The organism is Billgrantia aerodenitrificans (genome assembly GCF_021404405.1).
Lineage (GTDB): Bacteria > Pseudomonadota > Gammaproteobacteria > Pseudomonadales > Halomonadaceae > Halomonas > Halomonas aerodenitrificans.
This window is the reverse complement of record NZ_JABFTV010000012.1, coordinates 1-14,135: the sequence shown is the minus strand read 5'-3', so window position 1 is coordinate 14,135 and position 14,135 is coordinate 1. Positions and strand designations below refer to the sequence as shown.

11 protein-coding genes are annotated in these 14,135 nt (G+C 64.1%); 6 read left to right on the top strand and 5 right to left on the bottom strand.

Features of this window, described 5'->3' with window-relative positions:
- The first annotated feature begins 385 nt into the window (after positions 1-385).
- Positions 386-1,105 carry a DUF3581 domain-containing protein gene (locus tag HOP59_RS19665; protein WP_010626697.1) on the top strand — a complete coding sequence of 240 codons (720 nt, stop codon included), beginning with the start codon at positions 386-388 and terminating at the stop codon, positions 1,103-1,105.
- 40 nt (positions 1,106-1,145) lie between these two features.
- Here HOP59_RS19665 and HOP59_RS19660 read toward each other — a convergent pair whose 3' ends face one another.
- Positions 1,146-2,033: a universal stress protein gene (locus HOP59_RS19660; RefSeq protein ID WP_234255231.1), complete on the bottom strand. Its 888-nt coding sequence runs from the start codon at positions 2,031-2,033 to the stop codon at positions 1,146-1,148.
- A 106-nt stretch (positions 2,034-2,139) separates the two neighbouring features.
- Positions 2,140-3,201: an acyltransferase family protein gene (locus tag HOP59_RS19655; RefSeq protein WP_234255230.1), complete on the bottom strand. Its 1,062-nt coding sequence runs from the start codon at positions 3,199-3,201 to the stop codon at positions 2,140-2,142.
- A gap of 142 nt (positions 3,202-3,343) precedes the next feature.
- On the opposite strand from HOP59_RS19655, the gene HOP59_RS19650 reads away from it, so the two are divergent.
- Both HOP59_RS19650 and HOP59_RS19645 read left to right on the top strand, forming a co-directional pair.
- Entirely contained in the window at positions 3,344-4,261 is a 918-nt protein-coding gene (locus tag HOP59_RS19650) for an alpha/beta hydrolase (RefSeq protein WP_234255228.1), read from the top strand.
- Between the two features lie 99 nt (positions 4,262-4,360).
- Positions 4,361-5,593 (top strand): DUF3422 domain-containing protein, encoded by a 1,233-nt coding sequence (locus HOP59_RS19645; RefSeq protein WP_234255226.1) that lies wholly within the window; start codon positions 4,361-4,363, stop codon positions 5,591-5,593.
- A 7-nt stretch (positions 5,594-5,600) separates the two neighbouring features.
- Here HOP59_RS19645 and HOP59_RS19640 read toward each other — a convergent pair whose 3' ends face one another.
- On the bottom strand, positions 5,601-6,761 hold the full coding sequence (locus HOP59_RS19640) for an MFS transporter (protein ID WP_234255224.1): 1,161 nt from the start codon (positions 6,759-6,761) through the stop codon (positions 5,601-5,603).
- 107 nt (positions 6,762-6,868) lie between these two features.
- On the opposite strand from HOP59_RS19640, the gene HOP59_RS19635 reads away from it, so the two are divergent.
- Complete coding sequence (locus tag HOP59_RS19635; RefSeq protein ID WP_010626703.1) at positions 6,869-7,198, top strand: antibiotic biosynthesis monooxygenase family protein; 330 nt, start codon at positions 6,869-6,871, stop codon at positions 7,196-7,198.
- A gap of 36 nt (positions 7,199-7,234) precedes the next feature.
- Here HOP59_RS19635 and HOP59_RS19630 read toward each other — a convergent pair whose 3' ends face one another.
- Entirely contained in the window at positions 7,235-10,867 is a 3,633-nt protein-coding gene (locus HOP59_RS19630; protein ID WP_234255222.1) for a S41 family peptidase, read from the bottom strand.
- Between the two features lie 162 nt (positions 10,868-11,029).
- Between HOP59_RS19630 and HOP59_RS19625 the strand changes: the two genes are divergently transcribed.
- On the top strand, positions 11,030-12,313 hold the full coding sequence (locus tag HOP59_RS19625; RefSeq protein ID WP_010626705.1) for an acyltransferase family protein: 1,284 nt from the start codon (positions 11,030-11,032) through the stop codon (positions 12,311-12,313).
- Here the strand turns inward: HOP59_RS19625 and HOP59_RS19620 are convergent.
- Positions 12,200-13,081: an alpha/beta fold hydrolase gene (locus tag HOP59_RS19620; protein ID WP_234255220.1), complete on the bottom strand. Its 882-nt coding sequence runs from the start codon at positions 13,079-13,081 to the stop codon at positions 12,200-12,202. The two genes, HOP59_RS19625 and HOP59_RS19620, sit on opposite strands and share 114 nt — an antisense overlap.
- 389 nt (positions 13,082-13,470) lie before the next feature.
- Between HOP59_RS19620 and HOP59_RS19615 the strand changes: the two genes are divergently transcribed.
- On the top strand, positions 13,471-13,893 hold the full coding sequence (locus HOP59_RS19615) for a CBS domain-containing protein (RefSeq protein WP_234255219.1): 423 nt from the start codon (positions 13,471-13,473) through the stop codon (positions 13,891-13,893).
- The last annotated feature ends 242 nt before the right edge of the window (positions 13,894-14,135 follow it).

Sequence of the window (14,135 nt, the reverse complement as noted above, 5' to 3'; positions counted from 1 at the left end):
CGAAAAGCCAGGACTTCATGAGCGTATCGATAATGATATCCCCCGATCCCCCTTGCCGAATTCCACCCTGTTTTCGGCAAGTCATGCTCCCTGATGATTATGTATCGTACTTTAGCCTCTGGGTGTCGTTGCACAATATAGGCATTTCACCGCCGTGACGAGACTAGCCCGGGCCATGGCAGTCATGATGCCACCAACACCCCCTCTGCACAGTAACATAGATTCAACGGGTTATATGGGGCCGGGCGAGGCGTAGCGGCGCCCGGCTAGCCGACAGGCGCTCTTCCTGTGCCCTACCCGGCCTGAAGGGGCCTCGTCGAGGCAAAAGTGTGGCATCATCATCGCTATCTTGAGGCATTCCAACCAAGGACAGGCCAGATCACTCATGTTTCTCGATCCTTACCATACCCAGACGGGCTCACGCGTGCGTATCTCGGCCCAGCAGGCAAGTGACTTCGCCAAGCGCATTGCCGGCGACTTCAATCCGATACACGATGCCGATGCCCGGCGCTTCTGCGTTCCTGGGGATCTACTCTTTGCTCTTGTTCTGAGCCGTTTCGGTCTCTCGCAGCGGATGGATTTCCATTTTCGCAGCATGGTGGGAGACGGCACGCCGCTTAGCCTCGAGGAGAGCGACTCGGGCCAGGTGGAGGTCAAGGACGAAGAGGGCAAGCAGTACCTGGAGGTTGGGCGCTCCGGCGCTGAGAACCATGATGCCGCCGTCATCGAGGCCTTCACGCGCTGCTACGTGGCCTTTTCCGGGAAGAACTTTCCTCACGTGCTCAAGCCACTGCTCGAAGAGCAGGGCGTGATGTTCAATCCCAAGCGACCGTTGGTGATCTACGACAGCATGGGCTTCTCGCTCGAGCGCACCGATCTCACCGGCCCGACCCTGGAACTGGTCGATTCCCGCCTGGAGGTCAACGGCAAGCGCGGCGACGTGAAGCTCGAGTTTCGTATCGTCGACCGCGGAGAGGTGGTGGGCAGCGGATCGAAGAAGCTGGTCGTCAGTGGGCTCAGCGAGTACGACCCGGCGGCCATGGAGGCAATCGTCGCCGAGTTCTACCGGCTAAAGGCGGCCTACGAGAGCGCGCAGGAAGCCTGAAGTGAAGTATCGAGGGCACTGAGCGCTGCACCATGCAGCGCTATACCATGACGGTTACCGGGCAGTGGGCCAGATCGATTACGCGATGGCTCACGCTGCCGACCAGTTTTTCGTGCAGAGCACCCAGCCCGCGGCGGCCCATGACGATAACGGGATTGCCGGGAAGGCCATGAGCGAAGTCGGTGATTGCCACTGCATAATCCTCACCCACCAGCATGCGAGTGGCGATGCCGGCCGGGACATCCCCGAGGTGCTGGCGCGCCTCCTCGAAGACCCGCTCGGACTCGCCTCGCTCCTCCGAGGTGGGCTGCGGCGTATCTGCCGGGCGGCAGAACAGCAGCTCCACCGAGGCTCCGGCACGTCGCGCCAGCTCCCCGGCCAAGGCGGCGGCGCGGTGGCTGTGTGGGGAGCCATCGACCGGTAGCAGCACGCTGTCGATACCTTCGCCGCTTGTGGTGGCTTCCGGGTGAACGATGGTGATCGGGCGGTCGACCTTGTGCACAATCTCGTCGCTCACGCTGCCCTCCATGAACTTGGCGAAATCGCTCAGGTGGCGCGCTCCTATCACCAGCAGACAGCCAGGCTGGCTGCGAGCATGTTCGATGATTGTGCGGGCGGGGTGGCGCACGAAGCCCTTCTCTTCCAGAGCCACTTCCTGCGTTGAAGGTTGTAGGGCCTCGGGAACGAGCTTTCTAGCATGGGCAAAGGCCGCCTGTGTGGCTTCCAGCCGCTGGGCGCGGTCGCGGTCCATTTCGGCGAGGCGGTTTGCCGGCACGTCGCTGAGCTCGGCCGGATTGAGGGGCATGACGTGCACCAGCTGCAGCCGCGCCTTCAACAGGTCGGTGAGCAGTGCGGCATGTCGCGTAGCGGCATCTGCCGTGGGCGAGCCGTCCACCGGTACGATCACGAGCGAAAGAGGCTCACGCATGCGAATTCCCCCTGAAGTCCAATGAGTGGGATGGCAGAACGGCCCATTGACCCTCGCCCTGGCTTAGGACCCTCGCCTTGGCTTAGGACCCTCGCCTTGGATTAGCCTAGCGCACTTGAGGGGCGGGCGTCTGCTGCTCGCTCGGCACGTGCAGGGTCTTGCCGAACAGCATGCCGCCCCACGGCAACTCGTTGGCAAGCCGGCTCAGTACGATCGAACCGGCCATACCGATCACGATCAACAGCAGGGCATACACGGGCAGGGATAGCGGCACGAACTCGCCAGCGAAATCGACGATGGCGAAGAACATGGGGTGTGCCAGGTAGATGCCGAAAGAGTAGCGGTTGACGGTCTTCACCATGGGTGTGGCATGCAGGCTGCGCAAGCGGGTCACGGCGAACAGCGTGAACAGGATGAAGAGCGGCACCACCCAGGTTTCCTTGGAGGAGTACTCCAGCCAGCCCGACAGCGTGAGCAGGACGATGACGGCAATGTAGGCCAGCAGCAGCTCCGGCCGGGACAGCCACTTGAGCCAGGGCACTTCCTTCAGTCGCTCGGGAGCGAGCTGCGGGTAGTACTTCACCACCAGCATGGCCAGGAAGAACAGGTAGATCCAACCCAGCGGCGCGATCCACAGCAGATAGCCGGGCGGTTCGATGCCGAGCCAGCGGGTCAGCCCCCAGTAGGCGATGCCGATAACGCTGCCGATCAGCAGCCACGGACCGGACGGCAGCCAGCGTGCGAGGTCATAGCGGCAGTAGAGCCAATAAAAGGCGTAGAACTGCATGGCAATGATCAGGAAATAGCCGTGCCAGCCGGCGAAAACGAGGTATTCGGTCAGGTTTTCGACCAGGCCGACCGGTTCACCCTGACGATGCAGGTTGATGTACTTCGTCGTCGAATAAATCAGGCCGTAGACGAAGTAGGGCACCATCACGTACTGCAGGCGCTTGAGCAGAAAGCCGGAGGGGGGCTGGTTGCCGTAGCGCATCGAGAACAGAAAGATCGAGATGAAGATGAAGATGGGCGTGCCGAGCACGGTCGGGATGCGGGCCAGATCGACATAGACGTTGTCGATATGCTGATTGAGCCGATCGAGAAAGTGAAAGCCGAAGACCGCCAGGCAGCCATAGAAGCGCAGCCAGTAGATTTCTTCGATCCGCTTCATGAACGTCTTGCCTTCCTTGGTGCCAGGTCTTTGGTGTGAGGAACATCCGCCGTCGACTCAATGTCGGACCATGTCGAGACGGAAAGATTCCATTATCACGCTAGCGAACGTTCACGCTGCGGCACAAGGAGCATTGAGTGCCATGACCATCAAACATACCCTTGCCGCACTGCTGAGCCTGGCTCTGCTCTGGATGGGTAAGCTGCAGGCCGGCGAGGTCACCTACCATCGGTTCGCCTCGGAGATTCTGGGGCGCGACTACCCCTACGCGCTCTACCTGCCGGAAGGCTATCACGAGAGCGAGCAGGCCTACCCCGTCGTGTATCTGCTGCATGGCTCCTTCGGCAGCGAGCGGGACTGGGTCGAGAGCGGCGGGCTCAGGCAGACCGCAGATCGCCTGATTCGCGAGGGGCGTATTCCGCCCATGGTCATCGTCATGCCCGGCAGCGAGAGCTGGTGGATCGACGGCCACAACGAGGCGGCCCGGACGGCCTTTCTCGCAGAGCTCATGCCCTATATCGAACAGGCCTGGCGCGTCGTACCGCAGCGTGAATGGCGCGCCATCGCCGGGCTCTCCGCCGGTGGCTACGGCACCCTCAACTTCATGCTCGAACGCCCCGAGCTGTTCGCCGCCGCCGCGGCGCTGAGCCCGGCGAGCTATCATCCGCTGCCGCCGCGGCGCTCCTCGGCGTGGCGGCACCCGGCCTTCCTCGATGCGGCGGGACGGTTCGACGAAGCACTCTGGCAGCGCAGCAACTATACCGCCTACCTGACCGACTACCTGGAGCGGGAGGAGGTCGTGCCGCTCTATCTGAGTGCCGGGCATCGCGATCGCTACAACGCCGAGCATTACGCCCGAGTCGTACGTCAGGCATTGCTCCCGTACCAGCCCGAGCTGGTGAGCATGGAAGTGCTCAACGGCGGGCACACCTGGCGCGTCTGGCGTGCCAGCCTGCCCAATGCCCTGGCCTGGATGGGGCGCTTCCTGCAGGGGCCGGTGCCGCTCGAGACGCTGGCCCAAAGCCGCGTGGCAGAAGAGAAGGTCGCTGAAGCTCCTTGAGCCCTCCCAAGTGAGGAGGGGTTAGGGCCGAAAGCGGGGTTGGCGAAGTGCTTTGCAGACTTTAGTCTCAAGGCTCGCTCTCTTTCAGGCTCTCCAGCAATGCACCCACAGCGCCAACATCTGCACAATGAGCTGCACGCCCGTCCGTCGATCTACTTCGCGGAACCGGCTCATGTCCACCATTACGCCTTCCTCGCCGACGCCGAGGAGCATGCCGGCCTGCTGGCGAGCCTGAGTGAGACCACCGGCCTTGCCTTCGAGACCGAGCGGGTTCAGCAGATCGTCACCCTTGATAACGCGGTCCTGAAGTGGGAGCGGCACACCGAGTTCTCCACCCTCACCCTGATGGTGCCGAAGGCACCGGGAGGCGAGCCATGGCCGGCGCCACCGGCCTGGTTGGCGCAGGTCGTCGATGCCTGCAGCGCGACCCTGATCAATGCCACGCTGGTGTTGGCGGAAGGTGGCGATACCTGGCGGGGCAGCGCCGAGGCCTACGGCTTCGCCGACCCGGCTGGCTCTCAGGTGGGCGGTGGCGATGCCACGGTGTGGAGCGACTTTCGCCTCGGCGACGATGGCGTCAATCGCCTGCTGTTGCTCAACGCGGGCCTCAATGCCTTTCGCCTCGGGCGCATGGTGCGCCGCCTGCTGGAAATCGAGACCTACCGCATGATGGCTTCGCTCTCGCTGCCCCTGGCCAAGGAGCTGGCGCTGGAGCTGCAGGCTTACGAGGTGGAGCTGGGCGAGCTTTCCGACCGCAATGCCGAGCAGGCGGAGGCCAACCCGCGCCCGCTGCTGACGGCGCTGTCGCAGCTCTCGGCCCGGCTGGAGCGCAGCGGTAGCCGCTCACGCCAGCGCTTCAGCGCCACCGATGCCTATGCGCGTATCGTCTTCACCCGCATCGAGGAGTTGAGAGAGGCGAGAGTCGGCGACTGTCCGCGCTTGGGCACCTTCATCCTGCGCCGGTTTCGGCCCACGGTACATTACTGTGCGGCCATCCATCAGCGTCAGCAGCGCCTGGCCGAGAGCGCCGCCCGCCTCAACGACCTGCTGCGCACCCGTGCCCAGGTCGAGATCGAGGAGCAGAACACCAGTATTCTCAATAGCCTGAATGAACGGGCCAGTATCCAGCTCAAGATCCAGAAGGCGGTGGAGGGGCTCTCGATCATCGTCATCAGCTATTACATTTTCAGCCTGTTCAAACTGGGGCTCGAGAGCCTCAAGGGGCTCGGCGTCGAGGTCCAGCCGTATCTGGCGGCGGCCGTGCTCACTCCGCTGGGCGGGTTGATCATTGGGTTGCTGGCGTGGCGGATCTGGCGGGTAAAGCGCCACTGAGACGGTGTCAGTGTCCGCTACGCCTGACACGCGCACGTAGCGCGACGAGGCCCAGGCTCAGCAGGCCGACCAGGGCGGCCAGCAGCAAGGGGAAGGCACCGGTGCCGGCTCGCTCCAGCAGCGGGCCGGTCAGCGAAGGGAGCGTCATGCCACCGGTACCGCTGGCCAGGAAGATCCAGCCGGTGGTGCGTCCGTTGAGGGTCATCAGCTGATGGCTCAACCCGAACAGGATGGGAAAGATGGCCGAGCAGGCCAGGCCGAACAGCAGCGCCACCAGCGGTAGCGGCAGCCACAGGAAGTGCAGCGCCAGTGCACTGAACAGGCCCAGCGCCAGGCAGCCGCGCAACACCCACCACGGCGACAGCCGCCGCACCAGCGGGATCGCCAGCAGCCGACCCGCCGACAGGGTCAGCCAGAACAGCGTCACCATCAACGCTGCATCGCCCGGTGCCAGGCCGTTGAGCATGCCGTAGGCGGTGATCCAGCCGGCAAAGGTGATCTCCAGGCCCACGTAGAGGCCGAACATCGCCAGAAAGATCGCCAGCCGCACGCCGTCGTGGGGCGGTGGGGTGGGGCGGTCGCTTGCCGTGTCGTCCGGTGGACGTGGGCTCGAACGACGCAGCAGCGGCACGCTGAGCACTACCGCATAGAGCGCGACGAACCAGAAGGCCCAGGCAAAGGAGAGCTGCAGATAGAGCACCGCTACCACGACCAGGGGGGCGAGCATGTTGCCCAGGCCGAAGCAGAAGTGCAGGGCGCTGACCCAAGGGGGCGAGGCCGGGCCGTGATTCCACAGCAGCAGGGTGTTGGCGCCGGCATTGACCGAGACCTCGGCCATGCCCAGCAGGAACATCACGGCCGTGAGCAGCATCAGGGCCGGGGAGAACGGAACGGCGAACAGACCTGCCGCCATCAGCAGCAGCATGGCTACCAATACGCGGTGGCCGTCGAAGCGGTCGATTAGTGCGCCGGAGAGCACCGAGCCCAGCATGGTGCCAAGGGCGCGTGCGGTGAACAGGATACCGATCTGCCCCATGCTCGATCCCGTCATCTCGGCCAGGTGCGGCAGCGCCGGGCCCAGCAGGCCGGCACACATGCCGATGGCGATGAAGGTGACGAAATAGGACAGCGTGACCCGAACCTGGGGGGAGATCGGCAAGATTTGCATGAAAACTCCGCTGTATGACCTTCCCTGGACGAGGCACCTCAAGCCGCCTCGTTCACTCACGAGCGGTCGAGTATAGTCGGGTTGTGAAACCCTGGGAGAAGAATTGCATGAGCAGCTTGCCAGCCAATACTCCACCGCCACCCTACTATGCTGTGATCTTCACCTCAATCCGCACCGCCGGAGACAACGGTTACGGCATCATGGCCGAACGCATGGTCGAACTGGCCGCCCAGCAGTCGGGCTTTCTGGGCGTCGAGTCGGCACGGGACGAGCTCGGGGTGACCGTTTCCTACTGGCAGGATCTGGAATCGATCCAGCGCTGGAAGCAGCAGGTCGAGCACCGCGAAGCCCAGCGGCTCGGCCGCAGCGAGTGGTACGCCGCCTACAAGGTGCGAATTGCCAGGGTCGAGAGGGAATATTCTTTCGGCGATTCATAGCGGACCGCCCCGGCGCCCTGGGCGCCGGGGCGGTCGTTACTCCTCTCCGTCGATACGCTCGAGCAGGTCGGCCACGGCTCGTTCGAGCTGCCGGTCGCGTTCGGCCACTTCGTCCTGGGGTGTCTGCTCCACCAGCAGGTCCGGCATGGCGCCGTTGTGCTCCATGTCGGTACCGTCGGGTAGGTACCAGCCGCGGAAGGGGCGCCGTACGGTGGCGCCGTCGATCAGCGTATGGCTGTTGGTGGAGATCACCCCGCCGTAGGTCTGCTGCCCCACCAGCCTACCGCGCCCCAGCGTGGTGAAGGCGTGGGCCAGGATCTCGGCATTGGAGTAGCTCTTCTCGTTGGCCAGCATGTTGATCGGCAGCGTATAGCGCGGGGCGTCCAGGCGGTCCTGCGGGTAGTGGCCGGTCGCGCCACGGTCGGCACCGGCGGGAATGGTGTAGGCGTGCTCGCCGGCCATGATCGAAGTGAGGATGCGGTCGGTGGTGTGTCCGCCACCGTTGTTGCGCACGTCGATGATCAGGCCGTCCTTGCCTTCTGCCGCAGCATAAAGATCGCCCTGGAAGCCTTCCAGCGAGGTCTGATTCATGGCCTGAATGTGCAAGTAGCCGAGCCGCCCGTCGGAGAGCTCCTCGACACGATTGCGGCTTTCCTCGCGGAAAGCGTCGTACCTGAGCCGGGCCAGCTCCGTCAGACCGACCGTCTGCAGCATGGTGCGATATTCGGTGTAGCCGTCTGCATTCGGGCGGTCGAAGGTAATGATGACCTCCTGATCCACCTGTCCGCGCAGGCGCTGCAGCAGCGTCTCGTTCTCCTCGATGGGCCGCAGGCCGATTTCGGTGATGACGTCGCCCGGCGCCAGCGGCATGGGGCCACGGCTGGCCGGCCCTTCGGGAATTACCTCGGTGACGCGAAAGCCGATGCGGCCGTCCTGCTGTGAGACGATTCTCTCGTGCTCGATACCCAGCCGACCCGAGGGCTCGCGCAGCGCCGACACCGGCCCCGGGTTGGATACGCCCATGTGCGACGCTGCCAGCTCACCCATCAGGCGGTTGGTGATGTCGCTGAACTCGCTGGGCGTGCGCGCACGGCGAATCAGTGCGGCGTAGTCTTCCACCACCTCGGGCCAGTCCAGCCCTTTCAGATCGGTGCGGTAGAAGTTCTCGCCGATGACCCGCGCCGCCTCGTGGAACTTCTGTAGCGACTGCTCACGCAGGTCGATGCGTAGCCGGTCGGAGATGTCCATATAGCGGGGAGAGCCGCTGCCGGAGAGGTTGGCCACGCCAACACGGCCGTTGACGATGTAGACCACTTGCTCGCCGGTGATGTTGAGGTGCTGAACGTTGGCTTGCGGCCCGATGCGGGTGCGCTGGCTGCCGTCCCAGTTCATGGCCACCAGCCCTTCGCCGCCGGCGTTGAAGACATAACGGTCCCCGCCCGGGGTCATCTCGTTGGCGGTCTGATGCGCCGGTGAGGCCGTCACCCGCTCGATGCGACGCCAGGCGTCGTCGAGCTCAAGTTCCGCGATGTCCTGGTCCGCCGCCTCGTTATCGCCATCGTCCGTCACCGGCAGCGGTGAAAGCGCCTGCGCCGCCTCCCTTGCGCTGCGGTAATAGCTGGTGAGCTCGCGCGGGGTATAAGTCTCGACCTCGCGATCCAGGTAGACCCGGTAAAGGTCGTAATTCTCGCCGGAGCGATTGGAAATGAAAGTCAGCTTGCGGCTGTCCGCCGACCAGCGCGGATTCAGGTCGTTGCGCGGATGGCGGGTGATGTTGACCGGCTCCGCCGAGCCATCAGCCGGCACCACGAAGATGTTGGCGCTGAAGTCGAGATCGTTCTGCGAATAGGCGATATAGCGGCTGTCGGGCGACCAGCGCCACTGCATGAAGCTGTCCCAACCCTCGACCAGGGTGCGCTCCTCGCCGCTCTCCAGGTCCCGAATCACCAGGTCGCCGCGCCCACGGCGGAAGGCCAGGGAGCGTCCGTCGGGCGAGGGTGAAACCTCGCGGTCATTGGTCTCCTCGGCCACCACCGGACTCACCTCGAACTGAATGGCATCGTGCCAGCGGGTTGGGTCGCGGTCCGCCGGCAGGTCGTCGGGCAGCTCTTCCTCCAGTTCTTCCTCGGGAATGCTTTCCACTTCCACGGCAGGTTCCTGGGGCGGTGGCGGCACGTCGGTGGGGGCACCCGGTTGGGGAATCAGCACCGGGTCCAGAATGAAGCCGGGATCCTGCGGGGCGAAGGGATCCTCGGGTTCCTCGCCGCGAAGGGCCAGGTCGGGATCGTAGTCGTTCCCCTGCTCCGGTTCATCGGGCAGGTCAGGGTCTGCGCCGGGGCCTTCCGAAGCGAGCGAGACGTTGGGGGAGCCATCCCAGTGGCGAACCGATGGGCGTCCTCGCGCTTGCTGTCGCTCATGGGTGCGGCGCACCTCGTCCCGGGTCAGTGTGACCCGCGCCTGATAGATCGACTCGCTGCCGTCGGCGTCGTTGACGAAGTAGAGTCTCAGGCCGTCGGGAGACCAGGCGAGGCTGTGATGGCGGGCGTGGGTGCCAGGGGTGACCAGCAGCGTCGGGCTCTGCTCGTCCACATGACGCACGTAGACGCGGCCATAGGCGATGTAGGCCATGGTCTGGCCGTCCGGGCTCAGGGTCGCCTCGCTGACGTCACGATCGATGCGCCGCAGGCTATGGGTATCGCGCCCGTCGTCCGGTGCGCGCAGGGTGATGGGTTCGGGCTCGGCGTCCGGCTGTTCCAGGTCCAGCTTCAACAGAGTGTCCCACACCTGCAGCACCGCAGTGCTGCCGTCGCGCGAAACGGAGAAGTACTCTAAATCGCGCTCATTGAATTGCGTGAGTCTTTCGATGGTGCGCTCGGCATCCAGCTCCATGCGGTAGAGGTTGACGGTTTGATCCTCGCGGTCGGACATGAACAGCAGTGTGCTCTCGTCTACCCAGCGCGCCATGCCGTCGTCGCCGTCGCGCTCGGTCAGCGGTTCGAAGTCATAGCTGCCGAGTTCGTGCAGCCAGACGTTCATGGCATCGGGGCCGCGGTAATGGCGACGGTTCCAGTCGTGATAGGCCCCGCCCCGGGTGAACACCACGTGACGGCCATCCGGGGAGAGCTGTGGCTCGGAGCCGAAGGCATCGTGCAGCCGGGTATATTCGCCCCCCTCCGGCGAGAGCCGATAGGGGCGCTGGTCGCGGTACACGTCGGCCTCGAGCGTACCCGAGAAGGTAATCACCGGCTCGCCGTCCTCGTCGAGGCCGACGGTGGGATTGCGCAAGTGCTGGTCGCCGTAGGTGAGCTGCGTGAGCTGGCTGCCGTCGCGATTCATGCGCCACAGGTTGAGGTAGCCGTCGCGCATCGACGCGAATACGACCCACTCTCCGTCAGGGCTCCAACTGGAGTGCAGGTCGTCGTAGTTGTGGCGCGTCAGGCGTACCGCTGTGCCGCCGTCCGTCGAGGCGCGCCACAGGTCGCCGCGCCAGCTGAAGAGGATCTCGGAGCCGTCGGGACTGACGGAGGGAAAGCGCGGCAGGCCGACCTGCCCCGACTGAGCCTGGGCGGCGACCGGTAAGCTTGCCAGCAAACCACCGATGAGCGTCAACAGAGAAGCGCGACGCACCCTGATGCACAGGGGCGTTCGGAGGGCGCGGAGTCCTTGCATTGTCGAACCTGTCCTTAAATGCCGATGCCATGCTTCCACAACGTAGCAACGATCATGGCCAACTTCGAATACGAATCGATCGGCTTGGTCTGATGCAAGGCCTTGCGCTAGGCTTTCGCCCGAAAGCGCGCGTTTCGCCAACCGTTCAGGGAAGGAGGGGGCATGAGTGACGCACGCGATCCATATCCCGATGCATTGCGTGCGGTTGCGCTATTGATCGTGGTGCTCGGGCACTGGGTTGCCACACTGCCGCGAATCGAGCATGGCATGCTGGTGGAGACCGGCCACATCCTCGATGCCTGGCCACCCGCAGGCTATTTCACCTGGATCGTGCAGGTCGTACCGCTGTTCATCTTCGTTTCCGCGGCGGTGAGCTCGGAAGGCGTGTGGGAGCGCTATCGCGCTGGCGATCCTCACCTGCATTGGTGGTCTGCCCGCGCGCTGGGGCTGGCCCGCCCCACCGTGACCTACCTGGCCGTACTATCCGTATTCGTTGGCATCTCCTTCTTCACCCGTGATGGCGTGCTGGGGCCGCTCAATCATTCGCTGACCGTGCACCTGTGGTTTCTGCTGATCCTGCTGGGCGTTCAACTGGTGCTGCCGCTCTCCGTCTGGGCCGACCGCCGCTTTGGCTTGTGGTCGGCGGCAGCTTTGATCGCTGCCATCGCCGTGGTGGATCTGCTGCGTTCGCGCCCCGCTGCCTTCGAGGAGTGGCTGATACTGGGGCGACTGGTGACCGCGGAGCACGACTACTTCGCCTGGATCAACACACTGTTCTTCTGGCTGTTGCCCCAGCAGCTAGGTATCGCCTGGTGGAATAGCCGCTTCAGCGGTCGGCGTACCGGTGCCGCGCTGATGCTGTTCGGGCTGGCCTGGCTGCTAGCCGCCGTCGCCCTTGGCTATCCGCCTTCGATGGTCAACGGCGACGCGGGCGGCGATACCAACCTGCTGCCACCGACCCTGGCGCTACTAGGCGTCATGTGGTTTCAGGTAGGGCTGGTGGTACTCTTCGAGACGCCGGTGCGGCGCTTTCTGCAGCGTCAGCACCTGGGGCGCTGGATGGCGATGATCGGCGCCTTCGGGCTGCAGCTCTATCTGTGGCACAAACTAGCCGAGCTGCCGGCCGCCTGGCTGGGACAGCGCCTGGGCTGGCCCATCGACGCCGGCATGCCGGGCGAGCCGGGGTTCTGGGTCGGTCGCCTGGAGTGGATCGGGCTGTGTGCGCTGATGGTGGTGCCGGTGATGATTGCGGTGTTGCTCTTCGAGCGCTATCGCAAGCAGCATGTCGAACCCGCGACTGGGACGTATCGCATCGTCTCGGGCGGCACGGTGCTACTGCTTGGGCTGGGTGTCAGCCTTGGCTTGGGCGCTCTGCCCGGGGCGCTCATCGGCCTGCCCCTGGTGGCGCTCGCCGCCTGGCTGCTGCGCTCGCCCCGCCAGGCCTGACTCAAGCCATTGGCGTATGGCTGCGATGACCCACTCCGGATCGTCGATCGGCAGATCATGACCGCCGCTGAGGTGGCACTGCAGTGGCCAGCCCCAGCGTTCGGCGATGCGCCGCGAGCACTGCCATGACACCATCTGGTCGGCTTTCGAGGTCAACACCAGCGCCGGCAAGCCGGGCAGAGCCCGGGGGAGCGGAAACCCTCGCGCGGCGGCCAGCAACTGGCGCATCAGGTTGGCCTTGCTCACCGGCGCTTCGCGTTGCCAGCGGGCATATCGCTGCGCCACGCCGTGCAGGTCGCTCTGCTGACGGGTGGTCATGCGCAAAATCGCGAGCTCGCGCTGCTCATGACTGAGAGGCAGCAGCAAGGCCATCAGCAGGCGTGGGTATTGCCGTGGGCGCAAGCGCTGGTAGAAAGGGGCAGTGCCGCGCAGGCTCGAGTTGATCAGCACCAGACACGCCACCTCATCGGGAAAACGCTGCGCCCAGCGCAGCGCCACCATGCCGCCCAGCGAGATCGCCAGTACCCGGTGCGGGCCACGGCTGCCCGCCGCGTTCAACTCGCGGCGCAGCGCGTCGACCATGCCGTCGATGCGAGTCGGGCTGGCTTTGCGCCAGTGCGCCCCGTTGCCGGGAAGATCCACTGCCCGGGCCGGCTGTTGCAGCGCCTGGGCCAGCCGCTCGGGAAAGCCTTCCCAATGGCGTGCCTCGCGCACCAGTCCGCGCAGCAGGATCCAGCCGGGAGTCGCCGTATCTGAATGGCCTTCCACTCCAGGTCGCTCCTCTCGTCATGATGCCCGGCAATGCCAGGCGAAAATTCCTTTCCTTTTCTGAGCTTCCCCTTGTCATTCGTGGCCGTCAATACGAATAACTTGGGGTAACCCTGGGCAATAAACGAAGACATAAATCGTTTTGATGGGCGCGTAGCGCATTACTACCTTTTCTGAGTAAAGGAAGCGCTGAACAAGTCGGCGAGCGAGATGAAGCGCAAGGCGCACGGAGCACAGGAACCGGAGCATATGGGGTATATGTGAGGATTCCGAGCACCGCGCAACGCAGCGATTCGCTCGCACAGGCATTTGTGCAGTGTTTCCTAAAGGGATTATGCAGGAAGCTGTACGTCCTCGGCCGTACGCCGTTTGCTAGAAGGAGGTGGAACATGCAAGTACGTGAAGTCATGACCAAGCGTCCCGATTATTGCAGTGCCGATGCATCCATTCGTGAAGTTGCCGAGCGCATGCGCAAGGACAACTCCGGTTTCGAGCCGCTGGTAGAGAACGACCGAATCGTAGGGACCGTGACCGATCGCGATCTCACGATTCGCGCCTTGGCCGAAGGCAAGAGCCCGGACGAGAAGGCAAGCAGTGTCGCCACCACCAGCGTGCTGTACGCCTTCGAAGAGCAGGATGTGAAGGAAGTGCTGCGCAACATGCGCGAGCAGCAGGTACAGCGTCTGGTGGTGCTCAACAACCAGAACGACAAGAGTCTCGTTGGTGTGGTCACGCTCGGCGACATCGCCAACCGCTGCGATGACGACGACATGGCTCGTGAGATCGCCAACTGCAGCAAGCACTATCACTGAAACTACGCCAGCACTGAGACGGCTCTCGATAGCGGAAAGCTATGCTCAATGTCATTGGGGCGCTGCGCCGAGATCGGGCCGGCGCCCCAGGTTCATTGATGAGGCATTTCATTGATGAGGCCTAGATACCATCTCTCCTAACCGGCCACAAATGCCCCATCAGGCGGTTTGTGGCCGATATTCGGTTTGCGTCTTGAGGACCCCGTAAGCGATATGGATCAGCTTACGCATTGCCGCCCCCA

Coding starts and splice junctions, on each gene's coding strand:
- HOP59_RS19660 (WP_234255231.1), bottom strand. CDS start 2,033: ATGCGTGAGCCTCTTTCGCTCGTGATCGTACCGGTGGACGGCTCGCCC.
- HOP59_RS19655 (WP_234255230.1), bottom strand. CDS start 3,201: ATGAAGCGGATCGAAGAAATCTACTGGCTGCGCTTCTATGGCTGCCTG.
- HOP59_RS19635 (WP_010626703.1), top strand. CDS start 6,869: ATGAGCAGCTTGCCAGCCAATACTCCACCGCCACCCTACTATGCTGTG.
- HOP59_RS19640 (WP_234255224.1), bottom strand. CDS start 6,761: ATGCAAATCTTGCCGATCTCCCCCCAGGTTCGGGTCACGCTGTCCTAT.
- HOP59_RS19645 (WP_234255226.1), top strand. CDS start 4,361: ATGCACCCACAGCGCCAACATCTGCACAATGAGCTGCACGCCCGTCCG.
- HOP59_RS19650 (WP_234255228.1), top strand. CDS start 3,344: ATGACCATCAAACATACCCTTGCCGCACTGCTGAGCCTGGCTCTGCTC.
- HOP59_RS19625 (WP_010626705.1), top strand. CDS start 11,030: ATGAGTGACGCACGCGATCCATATCCCGATGCATTGCGTGCGGTTGCG.
- HOP59_RS19630 (WP_234255222.1), bottom strand. CDS start 10,867: ATGCAAGGACTCCGCGCCCTCCGAACGCCCCTGTGCATCAGGGTGCGT.
- HOP59_RS19665 (WP_010626697.1), top strand. CDS start 386: ATGTTTCTCGATCCTTACCATACCCAGACGGGCTCACGCGTGCGTATC.
- HOP59_RS19615 (WP_234255219.1), top strand. CDS start 13,471: ATGCAAGTACGTGAAGTCATGACCAAGCGTCCCGATTATTGCAGTGCC.